At 68.5% G+C, this 21,292-nt stretch carries 23 protein-coding genes; 11 read left to right on the forward strand and 12 right to left on the reverse strand.

The genetic code is table 11. The annotated features are described in order from the left end of the window. Window positions 1-72 precede the first annotated feature (72 nt). The 4 genes from ACIBTM_RS09775 to nhaA are packed head-to-tail and all read right to left on the reverse strand — an operon-like array spanning window position 73 to window position 3,166. On the reverse strand, window positions 73-489 hold the full coding sequence (locus ACIBTM_RS09775; protein ID WP_395876098.1) for a DUF1992 domain-containing protein: 417 nt from the start codon (window positions 487-489) through the stop codon (window positions 73-75). Continuing rightward, window positions 486-1,409, reverse strand: coding sequence for an alpha/beta fold hydrolase (locus tag ACIBTM_RS09780; RefSeq protein ID WP_395876099.1), 924 nt, complete (start codon window positions 1,407-1,409; stop codon window positions 486-488). Before ACIBTM_RS09780 ends, ACIBTM_RS09775 begins: the two co-directional genes overlap by 4 nt. Window positions 1,410-1,423: 14 nt before the next feature. After that, entirely contained in the window at window positions 1,424-1,918 is a 495-nt protein-coding gene (locus tag ACIBTM_RS09785; RefSeq protein WP_395876100.1) for a phage holin family protein, read from the reverse strand. 51 nt (window positions 1,919-1,969) lie between these two features. After that, on the reverse strand, window positions 1,970-3,166 hold the full coding sequence (gene nhaA, locus ACIBTM_RS09790) for a Na+/H+ antiporter NhaA (RefSeq protein WP_395876101.1): 1,197 nt from the start codon (window positions 3,164-3,166) through the stop codon (window positions 1,970-1,972). Window positions 3,167-3,373: 207 nt separating this feature from the next. Between nhaA and ACIBTM_RS09795 the strand changes: the two genes are divergently transcribed. After that, window positions 3,374-4,834: a peptide MFS transporter gene (locus tag ACIBTM_RS09795; protein ID WP_395876102.1), complete on the forward strand. Its 1,461-nt coding sequence runs from the start codon at window positions 3,374-3,376 to the stop codon at window positions 4,832-4,834. A gap of 155 nt (window positions 4,835-4,989) precedes the next feature. Here the strand turns inward: ACIBTM_RS09795 and ACIBTM_RS09800 are convergent, their stop codons facing one another. Continuing rightward, the gene (locus ACIBTM_RS09800) at window positions 4,990-5,709 is read right to left on the reverse strand and encodes a VIT family protein (protein ID WP_395876103.1); all 720 of its coding nucleotides are present in this window, start codon (window positions 5,707-5,709) and stop codon (window positions 4,990-4,992) included. Window positions 5,710-5,821: 112 nt separating this feature from the next. On the opposite strand from ACIBTM_RS09800, the gene ACIBTM_RS09805 reads away from it, so the two are divergent. Both ACIBTM_RS09805 and ACIBTM_RS09810 read left to right on the forward strand, forming a co-directional pair. Then, window positions 5,822-6,274, forward strand: a complete 453-nt coding sequence (locus tag ACIBTM_RS09805; RefSeq protein WP_395876104.1) for an AAA family ATPase — start codon at window positions 5,822-5,824, stop codon at window positions 6,272-6,274. 3 nt (window positions 6,275-6,277) lie between these two features. After that, window positions 6,278-7,054 carry a tRNA(His) guanylyltransferase Thg1 family protein gene (locus ACIBTM_RS09810; RefSeq protein ID WP_395876105.1) on the forward strand — a complete coding sequence of 259 codons (777 nt, stop codon included), beginning with the start codon at window positions 6,278-6,280 and terminating at the stop codon, window positions 7,052-7,054. Here ACIBTM_RS09810 and ACIBTM_RS09815 read toward each other — a convergent pair. Further along, window positions 7,018-7,698 (reverse strand): DUF2848 domain-containing protein, encoded by a 681-nt coding sequence (locus tag ACIBTM_RS09815; RefSeq protein WP_395876106.1) that lies wholly within the window; start codon window positions 7,696-7,698, stop codon window positions 7,018-7,020. The genes ACIBTM_RS09810 and ACIBTM_RS09815 overlap by 37 nt on opposite strands. Window positions 7,699-7,805: 107 nt before the next feature. On the opposite strand from ACIBTM_RS09815, the gene ACIBTM_RS09820 reads away from it, so the two are divergent. Together ACIBTM_RS09820 and ACIBTM_RS09825 are read left to right on the forward strand one after the other, a co-directional pair. Next, the gene (locus ACIBTM_RS09820; RefSeq protein ID WP_395876107.1) at window positions 7,806-9,110 is read left to right on the forward strand and encodes an MFS transporter; all 1,305 of its coding nucleotides are present in this window, start codon (window positions 7,806-7,808) and stop codon (window positions 9,108-9,110) included. Beyond that, a complete protein-coding gene (locus ACIBTM_RS09825) occupies window positions 9,107-9,442 on the forward strand; it encodes a cupin domain-containing protein (protein WP_395876109.1) in 336 nt (111 codons plus the stop codon). Before ACIBTM_RS09820 ends, ACIBTM_RS09825 begins: the two co-directional genes overlap by 4 nt. Window positions 9,443-9,496: 54 nt before the next feature. On the opposite strand, the gene ACIBTM_RS09830 is transcribed toward ACIBTM_RS09825, so the two are convergent. The 3 genes from ACIBTM_RS09830 to ACIBTM_RS09840 all read right to left on the reverse strand — a co-directional run bounded on the left by ACIBTM_RS09830 (window position 9,497) and on the right by ACIBTM_RS09840 (window position 12,821). Beyond that, complete coding sequence (locus ACIBTM_RS09830; protein WP_395876110.1) at window positions 9,497-10,003, reverse strand: DUF6319 family protein; 507 nt, start codon at window positions 10,001-10,003, stop codon at window positions 9,497-9,499. A 167-nt stretch (window positions 10,004-10,170) separates the two neighbouring features. After that, the gene (gene acs / locus ACIBTM_RS09835; RefSeq protein WP_395876111.1) at window positions 10,171-12,141 is read right to left on the reverse strand and encodes an acetate--CoA ligase; all 1,971 of its coding nucleotides are present in this window, start codon (window positions 12,139-12,141) and stop codon (window positions 10,171-10,173) included. A 101-nt stretch (window positions 12,142-12,242) separates the two neighbouring features. Next, window positions 12,243-12,821: a GNAT family N-acetyltransferase gene (locus ACIBTM_RS09840; RefSeq protein WP_395876112.1), complete on the reverse strand. Its 579-nt coding sequence runs from the start codon at window positions 12,819-12,821 to the stop codon at window positions 12,243-12,245. A gap of 114 nt (window positions 12,822-12,935) precedes the next feature. Between ACIBTM_RS09840 and ACIBTM_RS09845 the strand changes: the two genes are divergently transcribed. From ACIBTM_RS09845 to ACIBTM_RS09865, 5 genes are all read left to right on the forward strand, one after another. Further along, window positions 12,936-13,433 carry a phosphoribosyltransferase gene (locus tag ACIBTM_RS09845; RefSeq protein WP_034314770.1) on the forward strand — a complete coding sequence of 166 codons (498 nt, stop codon included), beginning with the start codon at window positions 12,936-12,938 and terminating at the stop codon, window positions 13,431-13,433. Then, complete coding sequence (locus ACIBTM_RS09850) at window positions 13,430-14,161, forward strand: oxidoreductase (RefSeq protein WP_395876113.1); 732 nt, start codon at window positions 13,430-13,432, stop codon at window positions 14,159-14,161. The genes ACIBTM_RS09845 and ACIBTM_RS09850 overlap by 4 nt, the downstream gene beginning before the upstream one ends. An 89-nt stretch (window positions 14,162-14,250) precedes the next feature. Continuing rightward, window positions 14,251-15,009: a 3-hydroxybutyrate dehydrogenase gene (locus ACIBTM_RS09855; protein ID WP_395876114.1), complete on the forward strand. Its 759-nt coding sequence runs from the start codon at window positions 14,251-14,253 to the stop codon at window positions 15,007-15,009. 26 nt (window positions 15,010-15,035) lie between these two features. Beyond that, entirely contained in the window at window positions 15,036-16,352 is a 1,317-nt protein-coding gene (locus tag ACIBTM_RS09860) for an MFS transporter (protein WP_395876115.1), read from the forward strand. Further along, window positions 16,349-18,184 carry a helix-turn-helix domain-containing protein gene (locus ACIBTM_RS09865; RefSeq protein ID WP_395876116.1) on the forward strand — a complete coding sequence of 612 codons (1,836 nt, stop codon included), beginning with the start codon at window positions 16,349-16,351 and terminating at the stop codon, window positions 18,182-18,184. The genes ACIBTM_RS09860 and ACIBTM_RS09865 overlap by 4 nt, the downstream gene beginning before the upstream one ends. On the opposite strand, the gene ACIBTM_RS09870 is transcribed toward ACIBTM_RS09865, so the two are convergent. Both ACIBTM_RS09870 and ACIBTM_RS09875 read right to left on the reverse strand, forming a co-directional pair. Next, window positions 18,162-18,746, reverse strand: a complete 585-nt coding sequence (locus tag ACIBTM_RS09870) for a nitroreductase family protein (protein WP_395876117.1) — start codon at window positions 18,744-18,746, stop codon at window positions 18,162-18,164. The genes ACIBTM_RS09865 and ACIBTM_RS09870 overlap by 23 nt on opposite strands. A gap of 4 nt (window positions 18,747-18,750) precedes the next feature. Beyond that, window positions 18,751-20,022 carry a tannase/feruloyl esterase family alpha/beta hydrolase gene (locus ACIBTM_RS09875; RefSeq protein WP_395876118.1) on the reverse strand — a complete coding sequence of 424 codons (1,272 nt, stop codon included), beginning with the start codon at window positions 20,020-20,022 and terminating at the stop codon, window positions 18,751-18,753. A 118-nt stretch (window positions 20,023-20,140) separates the two neighbouring features. Here ACIBTM_RS09875 and ACIBTM_RS09880 point away from each other — a divergent pair, with 118 nt between their 5' ends. Next, on the forward strand, window positions 20,141-20,995 hold the full coding sequence (locus tag ACIBTM_RS09880) for an alpha/beta hydrolase family esterase (protein ID WP_395876119.1): 855 nt from the start codon (window positions 20,141-20,143) through the stop codon (window positions 20,993-20,995). Here the strand turns inward: ACIBTM_RS09880 and ACIBTM_RS09885 are convergent. Next, a complete protein-coding gene (locus ACIBTM_RS09885; protein ID WP_395876120.1) occupies window positions 20,972-21,277 on the reverse strand; it encodes an ArsR/SmtB family transcription factor in 306 nt (101 codons plus the stop codon). The genes ACIBTM_RS09880 and ACIBTM_RS09885 overlap by 24 nt on opposite strands. Window positions 21,278-21,292: the final 15 nt, after the last annotated feature.

Raw genomic sequence — 21,292 nt, forward strand, 5'->3', positions numbered from 1 at the left:
CGACGCTAGGAACGGTCCTTTCCTTGCGAAATTTGCAAGGAAAGGACCGTTCCTAGCACGCGCGGAGGTGGGTCAGGAGTCCGGAGACAGGCCTTCGCGCCACGAAGCGACCGTCTCCTCCACATCGAGCGGCCGCGCCCGCAGCACCGGGCCGCCCGCCGGCCGCCGGTGCTCGGCGCGGATCCGTTCGTTCAGGTCCTCGACGATCTCCCGCACCCGCGCCTCCCGGCGCACCTTCGCCAGGGTGTCCGGTAGATCGTCGAGCTCCTTCGCGATCGCCAGTGAAGGCGGCAGCAGGGCCGAAACGTCATGCCCTTCGGCGCGGACCTTGTTCACCACCCAGGCCAGCGCGGTGTCCTTGCCGTTCGTCTTCGGCAGCGGTTTCCCCGCGCCGGGAAGGTCGTCGAACTCGCCCCTCGCCGCCGCGGCGCTGACCTGCCTGTCCACCCAGGACTCGAACGACACGCCCGTCGGTTTGCGCTCGGTCATCCTTCCAGGATACGGAAAAAGTCCAGCAGCGCGGCCGACGTGCGGTCCGGGGCCTCCAGCTGCGGGAAATGCCCGATGCCGGGCCACCGTTCGAGACGGGCGTCCGGGGCCCAGCGGCGTGACGCCGCCGCGGTGTCGGGCAGGACGCACCGGTCCTCCTCGCCGTGCAGTTGCAGCACGCGGGGAGCGAAGCGGCCTCGCAGCGCTTCGCCGAACCGGCGTCCTTCGCCGCGGAACTGCGCGCGGAACGCCCATCGGTAGTACTCGAGCGCGCTGTGCGGCACTCCCGGCACGAGCATCGCCTGCCGGAACACCCGCACGGTCTCGGCGAAGTCCGCCGTGTCCGTCCACTGTGGACCGGACCAGGTGCGGAACAGCTCCTCGACGGCGAGCGCGTCGTCCTTGACCAGCCATTTCTCCGGCGCCATCGGCACCTGGAAGCGGAACAGATGTCCCGAAGCCCGCAGCTGTCCCGGCCGCCGCACGGCCCGGCGCAACGCCAGCGGATGCGCGCCGCCCAGCACGCTGACCGACGAGACCAGCCGCGGGTGCAGCGCGCCGACCGTCCACGCGAGCATGCCGCCCCAGGCATGTCCGACGAGATGGGCCTTGCGCGCGCCGAGCGACTTGATCAGCCCGCCGACGTCGCCCGCGAGGGTCCAGGCGTCGTAGCCGCGCGGGGGTTTGTCGGAGTCACCGTAGCCGCGCAGATCGACCGCGACCGCGCGGAAACCGGCGTCGGCGAGCGTCCTCAGCTGATGGTGCCAGGTCCACCAGAACTCGGCGAACCCGTGCAGCAGCACGACCAGCGGCCCGTCGCCGAGTTCGGCGACGTGCAGCCGGATGCCGTTCGCCGAGACGTCACGATGGGTCCACGGGCCGTCGATCCGGACGATCGACGGATCCGGTGTCGCCTGCACCGACTCGAAGATCGTCAGTCGCGGTCCGCGGCCGCGTCTTCGTGCCGCGGTTTGAAGGCGGCGGCGGTGTCCTTGAAGCTGTTGATCGTGCGCTCGGGCGCCTTGATCTTCTTCACCTTGCGGTAGCCGAGGAAGCCCGCGACCGCCGTCGTGGCGAGCATCAGCCCGAACACGATCGCGAACGCCGCCCAGCGCATCAGCCACTCCGACAGCAGCTCGCCGAGGAAGAAAAAGAAGAAGAACGAGCTGTACAGCCCGACGACCAGCGCGACCAGGAAGAAGATGGCGCCCTTGAGGCCCTTCTTCGCCTCCGCGACGACCTCGGATTTGGCCAGCTCGACCTCGGCGCGGATCAGCGTCGAGACGTGTTGTGTGGCATCGCCGACGAGTTTCCCGAGGGACTGCTCGCTCGCTACCACGTCGTCATCGCTCGACAGGGGGAGGTAGGGCACGGCCCCCACGCCGTCGGGGCCGGTACGTTCGTGCTTGGGGCTGCTCACACCGGTCATCGTGCCACGTGCCCCGATCACGGGCGCGACGGACCGGCGAGTGTCGCATTCTCAATCTTCGCGCGCGTGCACGCGGCTGCGGTGCAGCAGCATCCCGGCGCCCGCCAGCGACGCGACCGCCGAGGCGATCAAGACCGCCATCTTGGCTTGGTCCACGGCCTGCCCGTCGAGCGCGAGATCGGCGATCAGCAGGCTGACGGTGAACCCGACACCGCCGAGCATCGACAGCGCCCCGATGTCACGCCAGCCCATACCCCTGGGTTTCTCCGCGAGTTTGAACTTCACCGCGAGCAGGCTGGCGCCGAAGATCCCGAGCAGCTTCCCGCCGACCAGCCCGATCAGCACGGCCAGCGGCAACGCCGTGGTGAACACCGCGCTGAGCGATTCGCTGTCCACGGTGATCCCGGCCGCGAACAGCGCGAACAACGGCACCGCGACCGCGGCCGACCATGGCTGCAACCGGTGTTCGAGCCGGATCGCGGGCGCGTGTTCCTCGTCATCGTCGGCGCGGACGCGGGTGAGCAGGCCGAGCGCTACGCCGGCGATGGTGGCGTGGATACCCGCCGAATGCACCGCGATCCAGGTGATCAAGGCCAGCGGTACGTAGATCCAGGCGCTGCGGACGCGGCGGTGCTGCAGGTAGGCGTACAGCGCGAGTGCGACGACGGCGACACCCGCGGCGACGAGGTCGAACTTCGCGGTGAACAGGATCGCGATGAGCAGGATCGCGCCGAGGTCGTCGACCACCGCGAGCGAGAGCAGGAAGACCCGGGCGCTGCTCGGCAGGTTCGACGCGGTCAGTGCGAGCACGCCGAGGGCGAACGCGATGTCGGTGGCGACGGGGATGGCCCACGCGCGTTCGATGCCCGGGGCTCCCCAGCCCACGGAAAGCGCGACCAGCGCCGGCACCACCATGCCGCCGACCGCGGCGACCACCGGCAGGATCGCCTGTTTGAACCGGGAGAGTTCACCGACCACGAGTTCGCGTTTGAGTTCGAGCCCCGCGACGAAGAAGAACAACGCGAGCAGGCCGTCTTTCGCCCAGTCGCCCATCGTCAGATTCAGGTGGAGGAATTCGGGGCCGAGCCGGAAATCGCGGATGGCGCGGTAACTGTCGTCTATGGGCGAATTCGCCCATAAGAGGGCGATCGCGGTGGCTCCGAGCAGGATCAACCCGCCGGTGGTCTCCGTGCGGAGATAGCGGGCGAACTCGGCGACGGCTTTCGCGGGACGAATCGGGCCGGACAAGGCAACCTCCGGTTTCGGCAACGACGAATACTGTTGCCGACCAGGCTTCCCGGCGCACCTTGACGCTATTTTAACGTCTGGAGCTGCGGAAATCTCGCATTCATGACGGCGACCACAAGGATCATGCGGACGTCGGTGTCCCGTCCACATGGTGGGCTTCTAGCATGTCAACTGAAAACCGACAACGATGTCTTCAATAAGGACGGCATGGTGAGTACCTCTACCGAGGTCCAGCAAGACACGAGGTTCTTCGGGCACCCACGAGGGCTGGCGAACCTCTTCGGCGTCGAGATGTGGGAGCGGTTCTCGTACTACGGGATGCTCGGAATCCTCCCCATCTACCTCTACTACGAAGTCAGTCAGGGCGGCCTCGCGCTGCCGAAGGCCTCCGCGCTCGGCATCGTCGGCGCGTACGGCGGCATGGTCTACCTGTCGGCGGTGATCGGCGCCTGGGTCGCGGACCGCGTGCTCGGCTCCGAACGGACGCTGTTCTACAGCGCGATCCTGATCATGATCGGGCATATCAGCCTCGCCGTGCTGCCGGGGCTGGCGGGTATCGGCGTCGGTCTCGTGTGCGTGGCCGTCGGCAGTGGCGGGCTGAAGTCCAACGCCACGGCCATCGTCGGGACGCTGTACGCCGACGGCGACGAGCGCCGCGACGGCGGTTTCACCATCTTCTACATGGGCGTGAACATCGGCGGTTTCGTCGGGCCGCTGCTGACCGGCCTCGCGCAGAGCGAGATCGGCTTCCACGTCGGCTTCGGGCTCGCCGCGTTCGGGATGGCGCTGGGCCTGATCCAGTACACGATCGGCCGCAAGAACCTCGGCGAGAAGGCGAGCGAGATCCCCAACCCGCTGCCCGCGTCGCAGCGGCCACTGGTCTTCGGCGGCACTCTGGTCGGGGTCGCGGCGATCGTGCTGCTCGTGGTCTTCGGCGTGATCAACCCGGGCAACCTGGTCGACGTCGTCGTCTGGGCCGTCGCGATCATCTCGGTGATCTACTTCGTGGTGATCATCAGCAGCAAGAAGATCACCTCCGACGAACGCAGCCGGGTGTACTCGTTCATCCCGATGTTCATCGCGAGCGCCGCGTTCTTCTCGCTGTACCAGCAGCAGTTCACCGTGGTCGCGGCCTACACCGACGAGCGGCTGAACCGGACGATCTTCGGCTGGGAGATGCCGGTCGCGTGGGTCAACTCGATCAACCCGGTGTTCATCATCCTGTTCGCGCCGGTGATCGCGGCGATCTGGACGAAGCTCGGCTCGCGGCAGCCGTCCTCGCCGATCAAGTTCGTGCTCGGCACGGTCACCATGGGGGTGGCGTTCCTGCTGTTCCTCCCGATGGTCGGCAGCGGCAAGAACGCGAGCCCGCTGCTCGCGCTGGCCGGCATCCTGTTCGTGTTCACCATGGCGGAGCTGATGCTTTCGCCGGTCGGCCTCTCGCTGTCGACCAAACTCGCGCCGGAGGCGTTCCGGACGCAGATGGTGGCGCTGAACTTCCTGTCGATCTCGCTCGGGACGGCGATGTCCGGGAAGCTCGCCGAGTACTACACGGTCGACGACGAAGCGCCGTACTTCAGCATCGTCGGCGGTGTGGCCATCGTGGTCGGCGTGGCGCTCCTGCTGGCGACGCCGATGATCCGCAAGCTGATGAAGGGCGTTCACTGACGCTCTTCCGCCCGCGCTGACGAGCGATCCTCGGACGTGCGATGAAAGGCCCCTTCGGCGCGAAATTCGCGCTGAAGGGGCCTTTCGCGTGCTCTAATCGCGCTTGATCGCCGCCTGATCACGCGAGATCGCCGTTCGATCACGCGTGACGGCGCCTATCCGACGGTCGTCCCGAACAGCACACCGACGTAGTAGGTCACCAGCATCGTCAGCGCGCCGACGCCGACGTTCCGCGCGATGGCGCGGCCGACGTGCGCGTCGCCGAGTTTCGCGCTGATGAACCCGGTCAGCGCCAGCCCGACCACGACGGCCGCCGCGCACGCCCAGACGCGCGCCGAGGTCGACGTCCACACGATCGAAAGCAACGGCAGCAGCGCGCCGACGGTGAACGCCACCAAGGAGGCCCACGCCGCCTGCCACGGACTGGTCAGATTGTCCGGATCGATGCCGAGTTCGGCTTCGGCGTGCGCCTGCAGCGCGTCCTTTTCGGTCAGTTCGCGGGCGACCTCGGCGGCCAGTTCCGGGGAAAGGCCCTTCTCCTCGTAGATTTCCGCGAGTTCCCGTTCTTCGGCTTCCGGCATCTCTTTCAGTTCGCGCTTTTCCAGCCGCAACTGTGCGCGTTCGGTGTCGCGCTGCGTGCTCACGGAGACGTATTCGCCGCCCGCCATCGAAAGCGCGCCCGCGACGAGTCCCGCGATTCCCGCGGTGGCGATCGTGGTGGAATCGGTGGTCGCGCCCGCGACGCCGACCACGATGCCCGCCACCGACACGATCCCGTCGTTCGCGCCGAGGACCCCGGCGCGCAACCAGTTCAGCTTGCCGCCCAGATCCGCGTGCGGTTCGTGGGGATGTTCGGTCGATACCGTCTCGGTCACCGTTTCAGTGAAACACGGAAAACGGCGCGATGCGAGCGGAAAGTGTTTCGGTCAATTGAGGCAATCCTTATTCATTATTGCCTTACCTAAGTCGTCGGATAGATTGGCGGGCATGGCCGAGGTGGTGATCCTGATCGGGCTGCAGGCGTCCGGGAAGTCGACGTTCTTCCGGCAGCGGTTCGCGGGCACGCACGCCCACCTCAGCAAGGACCACTTCCCGAACGCCAAGCGACGGCAGCGACGCCAGCTGCGGATGCTGGCCGAGGCGCTCGAAGAAGGCCGTTCGGTGGTCGTGGACAACACCAACCCGTCGCCGGAGGAGTGGACGCCGCTGATCGAGGTCGCGAGGCGGTACGGCGCGCGCGTCGCCGGATACTGGTTCCCGCCGGATCTCGAAGGCTCCCAAGAGCGCAACGCGCTGCGGAGCGCCAAAACCCGGGTGCCCGAAGTCGGTCTGTATGCGACTCTCAAGCGGCTGCGGCGCCCGAGCGCCGAAGACGGTTTCGACGAGCTGTACACCGTCGGTTTCGACGGCGAAGGCGGTTTCGTCGTGGAGCGGGGGTGAGCTATGGACGCCGGTGATTTCGAGGCACGGCAACGGGAACGCGAGTGGTTCCACGGGCTGACCGTGCCACCGGGCTCCTGGACGGTGCTCCGCGTCGACGGCCGGGGCTTCTCCAAGTTCACCGAAGCGCGGTTCGAGAAACCGTTCGATCCCCGGTTCGCCGACTGTATGGCCGAGACGGCGAGCGCCTTGATGTCGGAGTTCGCGTCGCCCTATGTGTACACGGAAAGCGACGAGATCTCCCTCGTGCTCCCTCCCGCCGCCGATCTGTTCGGCCGGGGCGTGGAGAAACTCGTGTCGATCTCGGCCGGGGTCGCGTCGGCCGCGTTCACCCACGCGGCCGGGGTGCCCGCGCACTTCGACGGCCGGGTCTGGCTCGGCACGACGGTGGACGACGTCGTCGACTACTTCTCCTGGCGTCAGGCGGACGCGGCCCGCTGCGCGCTCAACGGCTGGTGCTACTGGATCCTGCGCAAGGCGGGGAAATCGGCGAGTGAGGCCGGAGCGGCGCTCGAAGGCGCTGGCGTCTCCGAGAAGAACGAACTGCTCTTCGCGCACGGCGTCAATTTCGCCGAAGTCCCCGCCTGGCAGCGACGCGGTGTCGGGCTGTACTGGGAGTCCTATGAGCGCACCGGCTTCGATCCGGTGCGAGCGGTCGAGGTCTCCGCGACCCGCCGCCGCGTTCGCGTCGACCGCGAGTTGCCGATGAAAGGCGAATATCGCGCCTTCCTCGGCGAGTTGCTTCAGCCGATCGGTTCGGGCAGCCGCCGCACCGAGTAGGCGAGTTCGATCGTCTCGCCGGTCGCCGGGTCGCCCAGTTCCACGCGCCAGGAGTCCGCGAACTGGTCGACGCCGTGCACCATCGGAATGGTCCCGGAGATCAGCACCGTGCCCGGGGCGTGGAGGTCGCGCTCGCGCAGCACGTCCAGCCAGTACGAAGGCGGCAGCAGTTCCGCGAGTTTCCCTTGCTGGATCAAGGTTTCCCCGGCCCAAGCGGAGAGCGTGAGGTCGTCGAGCCGGTCCTGGACGTCGACGAGACGCCAAGCCTTGGCGGCGAGGACGTCGGGGCCGGCGTTCTTGCTCCACGCGACGCCGTGCGCTTCGAGCGCGCGGTCGGTGTGGTCGCAGGCCGCGGTCAGGAGGATGTCCTCGGGCTCGGGGCCGGTGATGACCAGCGCCCATTCGGCCTCGCCGGAGGTCCGCTCGTGCTGCACCGGGACCTCGTCGGTCTGGCTCGCCAGGTACGGCGCGACCGGGTAGAGCGCCGGGATCACCGAAGGCGCGGGGACGCCGAGTTCGGCCAGTTCGGCCACGTGGGCGGCGACGTCCTCCTGGCTGCGACCGGCGTATCCGGCGTTCAGCAGCGTGTGGACCTCGGTCCGCCGCTCCTGGCCGTCGGGAAGGGTGAAACGCAGCTCAGGCATCTTTCCTCCGAGATTGGGGGTTGCGCATACAGCTTGTATACAAGGAGTATATCCGCAATTCAACCCCTCCCGGCGGGGTTGCGGACCTCCTACGGACGGATGTGGACATGACCTCACCAGCCGGTGACCGGCGTTCGTTGCACAAGGCCTTCGCGGCCAGCCTCTCGGGAACAGCGCTCGAGTGGTACGACTTCGCGGCCTACTCGGTGGCGGCCGCGACGATCTTCGGCCACCTCTTCTTCCCCTCGGAAGACCAGCTCGCGAGCACGATGGCGGCGTTCTCCACCTACGCCGTCGGCTACCTCGCGCGGCCGCTCGGCGGGTTCCTCTTCGGCCGCCTCGGCGACGTACTCGGCCGCAAGCGCATCCTGGTCATGACGCTCGTGCTCACGGGCGTGGCGACGTTCCTCATCGGGGTCCTGCCCACGTACGAGACCATCGGCGGGTTCGCGGCGGTGCTGCTCGTGGCGCTGCGGTTCGCGCAGGGCGTCGGCATCGGCGGCGAATGGGGCGGCGCCGTCCTGCTCTCGAGTGAGTTCGGCGATCCGGGCAAACGGGGATTCTGGGCCTCGGCCGCGCAGATCGGGCCGCCCGCGGGCAACCTGCTCGCCAACGGTGTCCTCGCCGTCCTCGCCGCGCTGCTCACCGAGGACCAGTTCAACAGCTGGGGCTGGCGGATCGCGTTCCTGCTGTCCGGCGCGCTCGTCGGATTCGGTCTCTGGATCCGGCTCAAGCTGGAGGAGACGCCGGTCTTCAAGCAGATCCAGGAGCGTGGCGAGCGTCCGTCGGCACCGATCTCCGAGGTCTTCCGCACCGAACGCCGCGCGCTTGTCGCCGCCGTGCTCATCCGCGTCTGCCCGGATGTGCTCTACGCGCTGTTCACCGTCTTCGTCCTCACCTACGTCACCACGCACACCGGCCTCTCGCGCGGTGCCGGGCTGGCCGCGGTGATGATCGGTTCCGCGTTCCAGCTGATCTTGATGCCGCTGTTCGGCGCGCTTTCGGACCGGGTCTCCCGGCGCAAGATGTACCTGTTCGCGACCATCGCCGCCGGGATCTGGCCGTTCGTGTTCTTCCCGATGGTCAGCGGTGGTTCGTTCGCGATGCTGGCGATCGGCATCGTGCTCGCGCTCGTCATCCACGCCGCGCTCTACGGGCCGCAGGCCGCGCTCGTCACCGAGCAGTTCTCGCCGCGCCTGCGCTACACCGGCAGCTCGCTGGCGTACACACTCGCCGGCGTGATCGGCGGGGCGCCCGCGCCGCTGCTGTTCACGGCGCTGCTGGCCGGTTTCGACACCTGGCTCGCGATCGGGGTCTACCTGCTCGTGACCGCGGTGGTGACCATCGTCGGTGTCGCGCTCGCCCGCGACCCGGACCGCGAAGAGGCCGCCGCCATGGAGCCCGTGCGATGACCTGGGTGCCGATGTCCACAGTGGAGGGTCTGCCGCTGATCGGCGGACCGGGCCGGTTCCGCACGCTCGCGACGGCGGAAGGTGGCCTGGCGTATGAGATCCACTATCCGGCCGGCATCGCTTCTCCCGTGCACAGCCACGATCACGACAGCATCGTGTACCTGGTTTCGGGTTCGCTGCGCGGCACGCTCGACGGCCGGGAAGTGACGCTCGAAGCGGGCGGCTCGATCGTCCACCCGCGTGGCGTCCCGCACAGTGTCGAGGCCATTGTGGACAGTCAGTGGGTCGAGTTCAAGACGCCGCTGCCTTCCCGGCCGCCGATCGCGGAATGAAGAAACCGGGGCGGACACTGATATCCAGCGTCCGCCCCGGTCGGGAGGAAAGTCTCAGGCGTCCAGCTCGGCCAGCGCCAGCTTCGCCTTCTCCAGCTCGGCTTCGAGCTGGGCCACCTTCGCGGCCTGCAGTTCGCGGGCGGCGTTGATGACCTCGTCGATCGGGCCCGACAGGTCCGCGTGCAGCTCCTTGGCGGCGCGGGACACGGCGGCGGCCGGGATCTCCAGGCCCTTCGCGACCCACTTGGCGCCGTTCTTGAGCTCGGCCTGCCACTCGCCGTCGGCGGTGCCGGTGACCGTGAGGGTCAGCTCGACGGTGCGGGTCTTCTTCGCCGTCGTGGCGACCTTCGGACGGCCACGCTTGGGCTTGGGGGACTCAGCCGTGTTCTCGTCGGCGGGGGCCTCCGGGGTGCTCGGAGCCTCGGAGGTCTCGGCCTTGGCCTCGGCCGGGGCTTCGCTGGTCTCCGAGGTGGTCTCCGCCTGCGGCGTCGAGTCGACGGGCGCTTCGGTAGCCGCTTCTTCGGACACGGCGTCAGTGCGTGTCAAGGCATCCACGGTCATCGTCGGTGTCGTCTCCTTGCCCGGGTATGGGGTGGTACCCGGCACATCCTAGAACAGGCGTTCGAGTGTGGCGAACCGGGGTGTGGTAGGCGTGTCGGATGCAAGGAACGGCCCGTTCCTCGCAAATTTCGCAAGGAACGGACCGTTCATGGCGCGCTAGGTGAGGGTCACTCCTCGGACTTGCCGGACTTCAGGCCCGAAGAGATCAGGTCCATCACCGACGAGTCGGCCAGCGTGGTCACGTCGCCGACCTGGCGGTTCTCGGCGACGTCGCGCAGCAGGCGGCGCATGATCTTGCCGGACCGCGTCTTCGGCAGCTCCTGCACGACCAGGATCTGCCGCGGCTTCGCGATCGGGCCGATCTCCTTGGCGACGTGGTTGCGCAGCTCCTGGACCGCCTCATCGCCACCGTCGACGGCGTTGCCGCGCAGGATGACGAACGCGACGATGCCCTGCCCGGTGGTCGGGTCGGACGCGCCGACGACGGCGGCCTCGGCGACCGTCGGGTGCGAGACCAGCGCCGACTCGACCTCGGTGGTCGAGATGCGGTGCCCGGACACGTTCATCACGTCGTCGACCCGGCCCAGCAGCCAGACGTCGCCGTCGGCGTCGTACTTCGCGCCGTCACCGGCGAAGTAGAAGCCCTGGTCGGCGAAGCGCGACCAGTAGGTCTCGCGGAAGCGTTCCTCGTCGCCCCAGATGCCCCGCAGCATGCCCGGCCACGGCTTGTCGAGCACCAGGTATCCGCCGCCGCCCTTGCCGACCTCGACGCCCTGGTCGTCGACGACCTTCGCCGAGATGCCCGGCAGCGCCTTCTGCGCCGAGCCCGGCTTCGTGGCGGTGACGCCCGGCAGCGGCGAGATCATGATCCCGCCGGTCTCGGTCTGCCACCAGGTGTCGACGATCGGCGCCGAGTTCGCGCCGATGTTCTCGCGGTACCAGATCCACGCTTCGGGGTTGATCGGCTCGCCGACGCTGCCGAGCACGCGCAGCGAGGAGAGGTCGTACTTCTGCGGGATCTCGTTGCCCCACTTCATGAACGTGCGGATCAGCGTGGGCGCGGTGTAGTAGATGGAGACCTTGTGCTGCTGGACGATCTCCCAGTGGCGGCCCTCGTGCGGGGTGTTCGGCGTGCCTTCGTAGACGACCTGGGTCGTCCGGTTCGCCAGCGGCCCGTACACGATGTACGTGTGCCCGGTGATCCAGCCGATGTCGGCGGTGCACCAGTAGACGTCTTCGCCGGCCTTGTGGTCGAAGACATTGTGGTGCGTGTACGCGGCCTGGGTCAGGTATCCGCCGGAGGTGTGCAGGATGCCCTTCGGCTTCCCGGTGGTGCCGGAGGTGTAGAGGATGAAGAGCGGGTGCTCGGAGTCGAACGCCTGCGGCGTGTGCTCCGCGGACTGGCCGTCGACCAGTTCGTGCCACCAGAGGTCGCGGCCTTCGGTGATCGGCACCTCTTCGCCGGTGCGGCGTACGACGATGACCTTCTCGACCGATTCGGCGCCTTCGAGCGCTTCGTCGACATTGGCCTTCATCGGGGCGGCCTTGCCGCGGCGGTACTGGCCGTCGGTGGTGATGACGATCCGCGCCGCCTGGTCGTCCACACGGGAACGCAGTGCTGTCGGGGAAAAACCACCGAAGACGACACTGTGCAGGACGCCGATGCGGGCACACGCGAGCATCGCGACGATCGCTTCGGGCACCATCGGCATCTGGATGGCGACGCGGTCGCCTGCGGCGAGACCGAGGGATTCGAGGGCGTTCGCCGCGCGGGAAACGTCGTCCTTCAACTGGGCGTAGGTGATGTCACGGCTGTCGCCGGGCTCGCCGACCCAGTGGATGGCGACCTGATCGCCGTGGCCGTCGGCGACGTGGCGGTCCACGCAGTTGTAGGCGACGTTCAGCTTCCCGCCAACGAACCACTTCGCGACCGGCGCATTGGTCCAGTCCAGTACCTGCGACCACTTCGTTTCCCAGTGGAGGCGCTCGGCCTGCTTGGCCCAGAACGCTTCCCGGTCTGCGTCGGCTTCGGCGTAGAAGTCGGCGGTGGCATTCGCTTGCGCGCTGAAAGCCTCACTCGGGGGGAAGGTCCTGCTCTCCGTGAGCAAATTGTCCAGCGCCGGCGACTGCTCGGTCATGGTGCGATGCCTCCTGATGATTCGCGTGTCTTCACGCCCGTTGGCACGCTATCGACGTTACGACGCGAAGTAAAAGGTTGCATCGTGGTTGCGCGCGGCATTCACACGCTTGAGGACAAGGCGGTACGGACCGCCGGCCATTCTGGTCCGGTGAGGGAGTAGACGACGGTGTCGCGGATGGTTCCGTCGGGCCGGACGCGATGCGCGCGCAGCACCCCTTCCCGTCGCGCGCCGAGACGTTCGATCGCCTTCTGCGACTTGAGGTTGCGGATGTCGGTCTCCCACGAGACGCGGTTCGCGCCGAGGTCGTCGAAAGCGTGGCGCAGCAACAGGAGTTTCGACTCGCGGTTGAGCCCGGTCCGCTGCCATTCGGAACCGATCCAGGTGTAGCCGACGGAAACGATCTTGTGGCTGGCGTTCATCGCGTAGAACGACGTCGTGCCCGCGACGTCGCCGGTGCGCGCGTCGATCTGCGCCCAGGCGCGGCGGCCGGTGTCGGCGAGGATGTCTTCGACCATGGCTTCGGCCTCGGCGAGATCCCGCGGCTGCCGGAGGCTGAGCCAGGTCCAGATCGCCGGGTCGGAGCCGGCCGCGAACAGGCCCTTGGTGTGGTCGCGGGTGAGGGGTTCGAGGCGGACGCGCTCGCCGGTCAAGGTCGCGTGGTCGTTCCAGTCGGTCACGAGCACGACGTTACGATCGGCAATGGCCTTACTGGATAGCCAGTTTCGAAGCATTCGAGAAGTCCACTAAGCCGTTGCCTATGCTCGCGGGAACGATCGAGAAGGCGAGGCACCATGGCCGAGGAGCGGGAAGAGCTCACCTGGGAGTTGTTCGGGACGGCCAGCAGGGAGCTGGCACAGGCCGTCGCCGACGACGGCTTCGAGCCGGACCTGATCCTGTCGATCGCGCGCGGCGGGCTGTTCGTCGCGGGTGCGCTCGGCTACGCGCTGGACGTCAAGAACCTGCACGTGATGAACGTCGAGTTCTACACCGGCGTCGACCAGCGTCTCGACCTGCCGGTGATGCTGCCGCCGGTGCCGAACGTCGTCGACCTGACGAAGAAGAAGGTGCTCGTCGCCGACGACGTCGCGGACACCGGCGCGACCTTGAAGCTGGTCCGCGACTTCTGCGCCGACCACGTCGCCGAGGTGCGCTGCGCGGTGGTCTACGAGAAGCCGCGCTCCGAGGTCAAATGCGAGTACGTCTGGAAGCACACGGACCGCTGGATCAACTTCCCGTGGTCGGTGCAGGCGCCCGTGGTGCGGCGCGTGGGTCAGGTGCTGGACGCGTGACGGATCCGCTGAAGCCGCTGCTGGATCTCGAAGGGGTCGCGGCGGCCGCGAAATCGGCACAGGACGCGGTGTTCGCCGTCCACCGGCTGCCCGCCAACCTGCGCGGCGGCGCGGCGACGGCCGCCGAAGCGTCCGTGCGGTCGGCGCGGGCGTCGGCCGGGATCGAAGGCGCCGCGCCCGAACTGCCGGAATCCGGCGAGGTGACCGATCCGGTGCTGGCGGGCGCGCTGCGTGTCGCGGAAGCGCTGGAGGGCCTGCTCCCGACCTGGCGGCGTGCGCCGCTGCAGGCGTTGGCGCGCTTGCACGTTCTCGCCGCGTCGGACCTGGTGACGGATCTCGACGCGCTGGGGCGGCCGCGGTCGTCCGGTGACGTCGGGCCGCGGCTGGAGATGCTGGCGCAGCTGGTCACCGGCGCGACGTCGGTCCCCGGGCCGGTGCTGACCGCCGTGGTGCACGGGGAACTGTTGGCGCTCAAGCCTTTCGGCTCCGCGGACGGGGTCGTCGCGCGAGCGGCCGCGCGGCTTTCGGCGGTGGCGACCGGGCTGGACCCGAAGGCGCTGACGGTACCGGAGGTCGCGTACTTCCGGCGGGTGCCGAAGTACCTCGAAGCCGCTTCGGCCTTCGCCGCCGGAACCCCGGACGGCGTCCGGGCGTGGCTGCTCTTTTCGTGTGAAGCGTTCGAGGCCGGTGCTCGCGAGGCGAAGTCCATCTCCGACGCCGCCGGCTGACCTCTGGCGAGATCCCACATGGGATCTTGCCGAGGTGTAGTGCGTGACCACATGGTTTAACCGCCGGGAGCGACCTAACGTCGTCCGGCATGAGTGGTGCGTATCACAGCGATCTGGCGGGTAAGTCCGCGCTGGTCACGGGTGCGGCGGGCGGGATCGGGCTGGCCTGCGCCGAAGCGCTCGCCGAGGCCGGGGCCAAGGTCCACCTCGTCGACATCGACGACGCCGTCGAGAAGGCGGCGGCCGGTGTCGACGGCATCGCGCACGTCGTCGATCTCACCGACGCCCGTGCCGTCGAGACCCTCCCGGCCGAGATCGACATCCTCGTCAACAACGCCGGTTTCCAGCACATCGCGCCGATCCACGAGTTCCCGCCGGAGACGTTCACCCGCGTCCAGTCGCTCATGGTCACCGCGCCGTTCCTGCTCATCCGCCGCGTGCTGCCGAGCATGTACGAACGCGGCTGGGGGCGCGTGGTCAACATGTCCAGCGTCCACGGCCTCCGCGCGAGCCCGTTCAAATCCGCGTACGTCACCGCGAAGCACGCGCTCGAAGGCCTCTCCAAGGTCACCGCGCTCGAAGGCGCGGAACACGGCGTGACCAGCAACTGCGTCAACCCGGGCTACGTCCGGACGCCGTTGGTCACCGGCCAGCTCCAGGCGCAGGCCGAAGAACACGGGCTCGAACGCGACGCCGTCATCGAGCAGGTCCTGCTGCGGCGGTCGGCGATCAAACGGCTGATCGAACCGGCGGACGTCGCCGCGTGCGTGCTCTGGCTGTCCGGTGACCACGCCGCCCATGTCACCGGTACCTCGATCCCCCTCGACGGCGGCTGGACCGCCGCGTGAACCCCACCCATGAAAGGACTTCCCCGGTGACCACGCAGAACCGCGGCTCGATCGCGAAGGTCGTCAGCGCCAGCCTGATCGGCACGACGATCGAGTGGTACGACTTCTTCCTCTACACCTCCGCCGCGGCGCTGGTGTTCGGCAAATTGTTCTTCCCCTCCAACGATCCGCTGACCGGCACGCTGCTCGCGTTCCTGACCTACGCCGTCGGCTTCCTCGCGCGGCCGGTCGGCGGGCTGGTGTTCGGGCACTTCGGCGACCGCGTCGGCCGCAAGAAGCTGCTGGTGCTGAGCCTGTTGCTGATGGGTGGGTCGACCTGCGCGATGGGCATCCTCCCGACGTACGCGGGAGTCGGTGTCCTGGCGCCGATCCTGCTGACGCTGCTGCGGCTCGTGCAGGGTTTCGCGCTCGGCGGCGAATGGGGCGGCGCGGTGCTGATCGTCTCCGAACACGGCGACGACAAGCGGCGCGGGTTCTGGGCGTCGTGGCCGCAATGCGGTGCTCCCGGCGGGAACCTGCTCGCGACGGCGGTCTTGGCGATCCTCGCCGCCACCCAGTCCGACGAAGCGTTCCTCAGCTGGGGCTGGCGGATCCCGTTCCTGCTCTCCGGTGTCCTCGTGGTGATCGGGCTGTGGATCCGGCTCGCGGTCAGCGAATCGCCGGTCTTCCTGGCGGCGCGGAAGAACAACACGACCACGCACGCGCCGGTCGTCGAGGTCTTCCGCAAGAGCTGGCGCGCGGTACTGATCACGATCGGTTCGCGGATGGCGGAGAACGTCTCGTACTACGTGATCACCGCGTTCATCCTCGTCTACGTCACCACCGGGCTGAACCTGCCGAAATCGGCGGGGCTCAACGCGGTGCTCATCGGTTCCGCCGTGCACTTCGTGACCATTCCCTTGTGGGGCATGCTTTCCGACCGGATCGGCCGTCGCCCGGTCTATCTGTTCGGCGCGATCGGCATGGCGGTGTGGAGCTTCGTGTTCTTCGCGATGCTCGACACGAAGAATTCCGGCGTCATCATTCTCGCGGCGACCATCGGTCTGGTGCTGCACGGCGCGATGTACGGCCCGCAGGCCGCGTTCTTCTCCGAGCAGTTCCCGACACGGGTGCGCTACACCGGCCTTTCGGTCGGCGGTCAGCTGTCTTCGATCGCGGCGGGCGCGGTGGCGCCGCTCATCGCGGTGGCGCTGTTCAAGGAGTTCGGCAGCACGGTCCCGGTCTCGCTCTACGTGGTCGCGATGTGTGCGCTGACCGTGATCGCCCTGCTCGCCGCCCGCGAGACCAAGGGTGAATCCCTGCACTCCGAAGTTCTCACGGAGCGCGGTCACGTGCCAGCATGACCGCTGTGGACGGTTCCGCACAGCTGCGCCGGTTGCTCGAACTGCTCGCCTCCGGGGCGGGCAGCGAGCAGCTGGCGCACGTCCCCGTCGACCCGAAGGCCACCGAGCTGGCGCTGCGGATCCGGGACACCGTCGCCGAGCATCGGCGGCGCGAGGCCGAGCTGGCCGCGTTGTTCGACACGGCCAGCGACCTCGCGCGGCTGGACGATCCCGACGCCGTCCTCCGGTCGATCGTGCGGCGGGCGCGGGCACTGCTCGGCGTGGACGTCTCGTACCTCAGCCTCAACGACGAGACCGAGGGCAAAACCTACGTCCGGGTCACCGACGGGTCGGTTTCCGCGCTGTTCCAGGACATCGTGCTCGGCATGGGCGAGGGGCTCGGTGGGCTCGTCGCGCAGACCGCGCGGCCGTACGCGACGGCGGATTACTTCAACGACAAGCGGTTCCGCCACACTTCGTCGATCGACACCGGGGTGCTCGACGAGGGGCTGACCGCGATCCTCGGGGTGCCGCTGGCGATCGGCAGCAAGGTGATCGGGGTGCTGTTCGCCTCGGACCGGACCACGCGGGAGTTCTCGCCCGACGAGGTCGCGTTGCTGTCGTCCTTGGCCGACCACGCGGCGATCGCGCTGGACAACGCGCATCTGCTCGACGAGACGCGCCGCGCGGTCGCCGAGCTGAACGCCGCGAACGCGACGATCAGCGCGCACAACGACGCGATGCGCCGCGCCGAGGACGCGCACGACCGGCTGATGGATCTCGTGCTGCGCGGCGGTGACCTGGCCGAGGTCGCCGCCGCGGTCGCGGACGTGCTCGGCGGTGCCATCGCCGTCTACGACGCGGACGGCGCGGTCCTCGCCCGGACCGACGGCGAGCTGAGCCTTTCGCGTACCGCGGTTTCCGCGTCCAGGGCGAGCGGGCGCGCGGTGTCCACTGAGGACGGTTGGCTGTGCGCGGTCCAGGCGGGGCAGGAGTTCCTCGGCAGCCTGGTACTGGGCGGCGGGCGCTCGCTCGGGGAGGCCGACCGGCGGCTGTTCGAGCGGGCGGGTGTGGTCACCGCCGTGCTGCTGATGCAACGGCGTTCCGTCGCGCGCGCCGAGGACGAGGTGCGCGGCGAGCTGCTGTCGGACCTGCTCACCGCGCCGAGCCGCAATCCGGCCGCGTTGCTGGCGCGAGCTCGCCGACTGGGAGTCGATTTGTCGACATCGCACGCGGTGCTGATCGCGCATTCCGGCGACGTCTCCCGGCGACGGCTGGCCGCGGCGGCTTCGCGGCACGCGGACCTGGTCGGGGTCCACGCCGACGAGGTGGTCCTTCTGGTCCGTGGCGCGGATCCCGGTGCGCTGGCGCGATCCGTGGCCGCCGAGCTGTCATCCACAATGGACTGTCGGGTGACGGTGGGCGCGGCGGGGCCGGCCGCCTCTCCGAAGGCCCTGGCCGTGGCACACGCCGAAGCCGCGCGATGTGTCGCGTCGCTGCTGGCACTGGGCCGGGCGGGGGAAGGCGCGAGCATGGCCGACCTCGGGTTCGTCGGGCTGCTCCTCGGCGAGCACGCCGATCTCGGCGCGTACGTGACCGCCACGATCGGCCCGGTGCTCGACTACGACGAACGCCGCGGCACGGATCTGATCGGCACGCTCCGTGCGTATTTCGCCTGTGGCGGCAACTTGACGCGGGCGAAGGACCTGCTCCATGTGCACGTCAACACCGTCGTCCAGCGGCTGGACCGCATCGCGTCGCTGCTGGGCGAGCAGTGGCAGACGCCCGAGCGCGCGCTGGAACTCCAGCTCGCGCTCAGGCTGCATCGCCTCACCAGCGACCGAAACGGATGACGTCGTCGAAGTCGCGCCGGGCGATCGTGGTCGGCGACGAGCCGGGTGACGGACCGGATTCGGCGGCGTGCCCGAGCGCCACGACACCGATCGGGTCGTGATCCTCCGGCACGCCGAACTCGCCGTGGAGCCGCTCCACGCTTTCCGGCGCCAGCCCGAAGAACACCGCGCCGAGACCCTCGTCGACGGCGGTCTGGAGGATCAGCATCGTCGCCATCCCGGTGTCGACGTCCCAATACGGCACACGCCACCACGAGTCGTCGCCCTCGGCGAAACCCTTGTCCGGCTTGGCATAGCGATCGAGGTACGCGTTCTTGACCGAAAGCGGCACGATCGCGACCGGGGCCGTGGTGACGGTTTCCGGCGCCCAGCTCGCCCCGAACTCCCAGAATTTGGCGAGTTCTTCGCCGGTGAGGACGAGAAATCCTTGTCCCTGCGAGAATCCGGCCGAGGGACCTTTCAGCGCGTTGCGCAGGATGCGCTGAAGGCTCGCCTGGAGGACGGGCTCGTCGGTGAACTTCCGGACCATGCGACGGCGTCGTACGACGTCCTGGAATTCCATGCGATCAGCTTAGTGCGCAAGTGGTCGCCAGGTCACCGCCAGTGCGCGGGATAGTCGCCGAAGCGGGCGGGCGGACGCCATCGAGCCAGCCTTCGAGAGCGCTGAAAGCCGCGCGGAAACACGGGCCGATCGGCCGCAGTTTTTCCGGGTACGCGTCGTACAGCCCGTCGACATGATTGCCGTCGGCGATCCGGTAATAGCGCTGCAGACCGGCGCGGCCCTGCTCGGCGATCATCCGCTGGTAGACGTCGGAATCACGGGTGATCGGCAGGAGGGTGTCGAGGGTGCCGTGCAGGGTGATCAGCGGTTTGCCGATCCGGCCGGTCAACGAGATCCGTTCCACCGCGCGGTGTACCGACGGCGGGCGGGCGGCGTAGTCGTAATCGGTTCCGGCGAACGACGGGTCGAATTCGGCCTGATAGATCCGCTGGGTCAAGCCCCAGTAGACGTCGTTGTGGTACTTCCACAGGAATTCCGAACCCGGCGCGAAACCGGCGTCGAGAATTTCTTGGTGCGCTTGTGCGGAACCGGCGGCGTACGCGGGATAGGCCTTGATCGCGGGTGGCAGGAAGGTGAACAGGTTCGGGCCGTCTTCGTGCCAAAGCGTGCCCTCCCAGTCGATTCCGCCGTCGTAGAGCCATGGCCGGTTCTCGAGCTGCCAGCGGACGAGGTAGCCGCCGTTCGACATCCCGGCCGCGAGGGTGCGGCTCGGCAGGCGCCCGTAGCGGTGCGCGACGGCCGCCTTCGCCGCGATGGTCAGCTGTGTGACCCGCGAGTTCCACTCGGCGAGCGCGTCACCGGGGCGACGTCCATCGGTGTGGAAACCGGCACCGGTGTTGCCCTTGTCGGTCGCGGCGAACGCGTAGCCAGCGGCGAGGACCTGGTCGCCGATCGCGCGATCGTTCGCGTACTGCCGTCGCACCCCCGGCGACCCCGAGACCACGAGGCCGCCGTTCCAGCGATCGGGCAGCCGCAGCACGAACTGCGCGTCGTGGTTCCAGCCGTGTGCCGTGTTGGCCGTCGACGAGTCCGGGAAGTAGCCGTCGATCTGGATGCCGGGAACACCCTCGGGGACGGGGAAACCGGCGGAGGTGAGCCCGGCCCAGTCGGCCTGGACCGTGTGCCCGGTGGCCAGGGTTCCGGTGGTGGTCAGATCGTCCAAACAGGACAGTTGCTGTTCCGCGGCGCCGGGAACGCGCACGTTCCCGCAACCGCTCGCCGCCTGGGCGGGTGTGGCCAGGGCCAGCATCATCGCGAGGACCAGAAAGAGCCGCATCGGCCGACGGTAAGCGGGCATTTCGCGGCCCGGTACCCGGCGCGGCCACACAAAACGGGCCGCCGCTGTGGTGGTCTTCCACGTGGGAAGCGGACGTCGGCGGTTTTACCCTGCGGTGATGCGAAAACTCCTCATCGGCGCGGTGGTTTCGGCATTGGTCCTTCTTTCCCCGGCTCCGGCACAGGCGGCGACGATCCGTCCGGTGACCGGGTTCGGGAGCAATCCCGGTGCCTTGCAGATGTTCGAATACGTTCCCGACGGGCTGCCGTCCGGACGTCCGGCGGTGGTCGTGCTGCACGGCTGCACCCAGGACGCCGCCGGATACGCGCGTGGCTCCGGCTGGGTCGGGCTGGCGGATAAGCTGCGGTTCAAACTCGTTCTGCCGCAACAGGTTTCAGTCAACAACTTCAGCAAGTGCTTCAACTGGTTCCAGGCGGCCGACATCAGGCGAGGCTCCGGGGAGGCCGAATCGATCGCGCAGATGGCGCGGTTCTCGGCCGGGAGCCGGACATACGTCACCGGTCTGTCGGCCGGTGGTGCGATGACTTCGGTGCTGCTGGCCGCGTATCCGGAACTGTTCGCGGGCGGTGGTGTCGTCGCGGGGCTGCCTTACGGTTGCGCGACCTCGATGATCGACGCGTACTCCTGCATGAATCCCGGCAAGGATCTGACCCCGGAGCAATGGGGCGACAAGGTGCGGGCCGCGGGCACAGGGCCGCGTTCGCCGGTCAGCGTCTGGCACGGGACCGCGGACTACACGGTCGCCCCGATGAACATGCGCGAGCTTTCCGAGCAGTGGAGCGACGTCGGCGCGGCCGTCGACACGCGCGCCGTCGCCGGGATGGGGCACGGTCAGCCGATCGCGCCGGGATCCGGTTGCGGGCAGGCGGGGCCGTATCTGCTCGACGTCGGCGTGTGCGCCGCGGCGGAACTCGCGGCGAAGTGGCGTCTAGGAGAGGACGGCGTCCAGTAGCCCGGGGAAGCGCGTGTGGACGTCCTCGGTCCGTAGTTCGACCCAGCGGGTCCGGCCCTCGACGAACGTCGTCGTGAGGCCGGCCTCGCGCAACACCTTCCAGTGGTGGGAGAGCGTCGGCGCGCTGATCTCGACGTCGTACTCGGTGATGGCGCAGCTTCGCGGCGAAGGGTTGCTTCGCAGGGCGCGGATCAGCTCCAGGCGCACGGGATCCGCGAGCGCCTGGAGCACCGGCACGATCTCGATCTCGTCGATCGACGGCTGCGGCAGCGTGCTGCTCACGGCGCTCCAAACTAT

Source organism: Amycolatopsis sp. NPDC049868 (genome assembly GCF_044461365.1).
In the GTDB taxonomy this organism is placed as follows: Bacteria; Actinomycetota; Actinomycetes; order Mycobacteriales; family Pseudonocardiaceae; genus Amycolatopsis.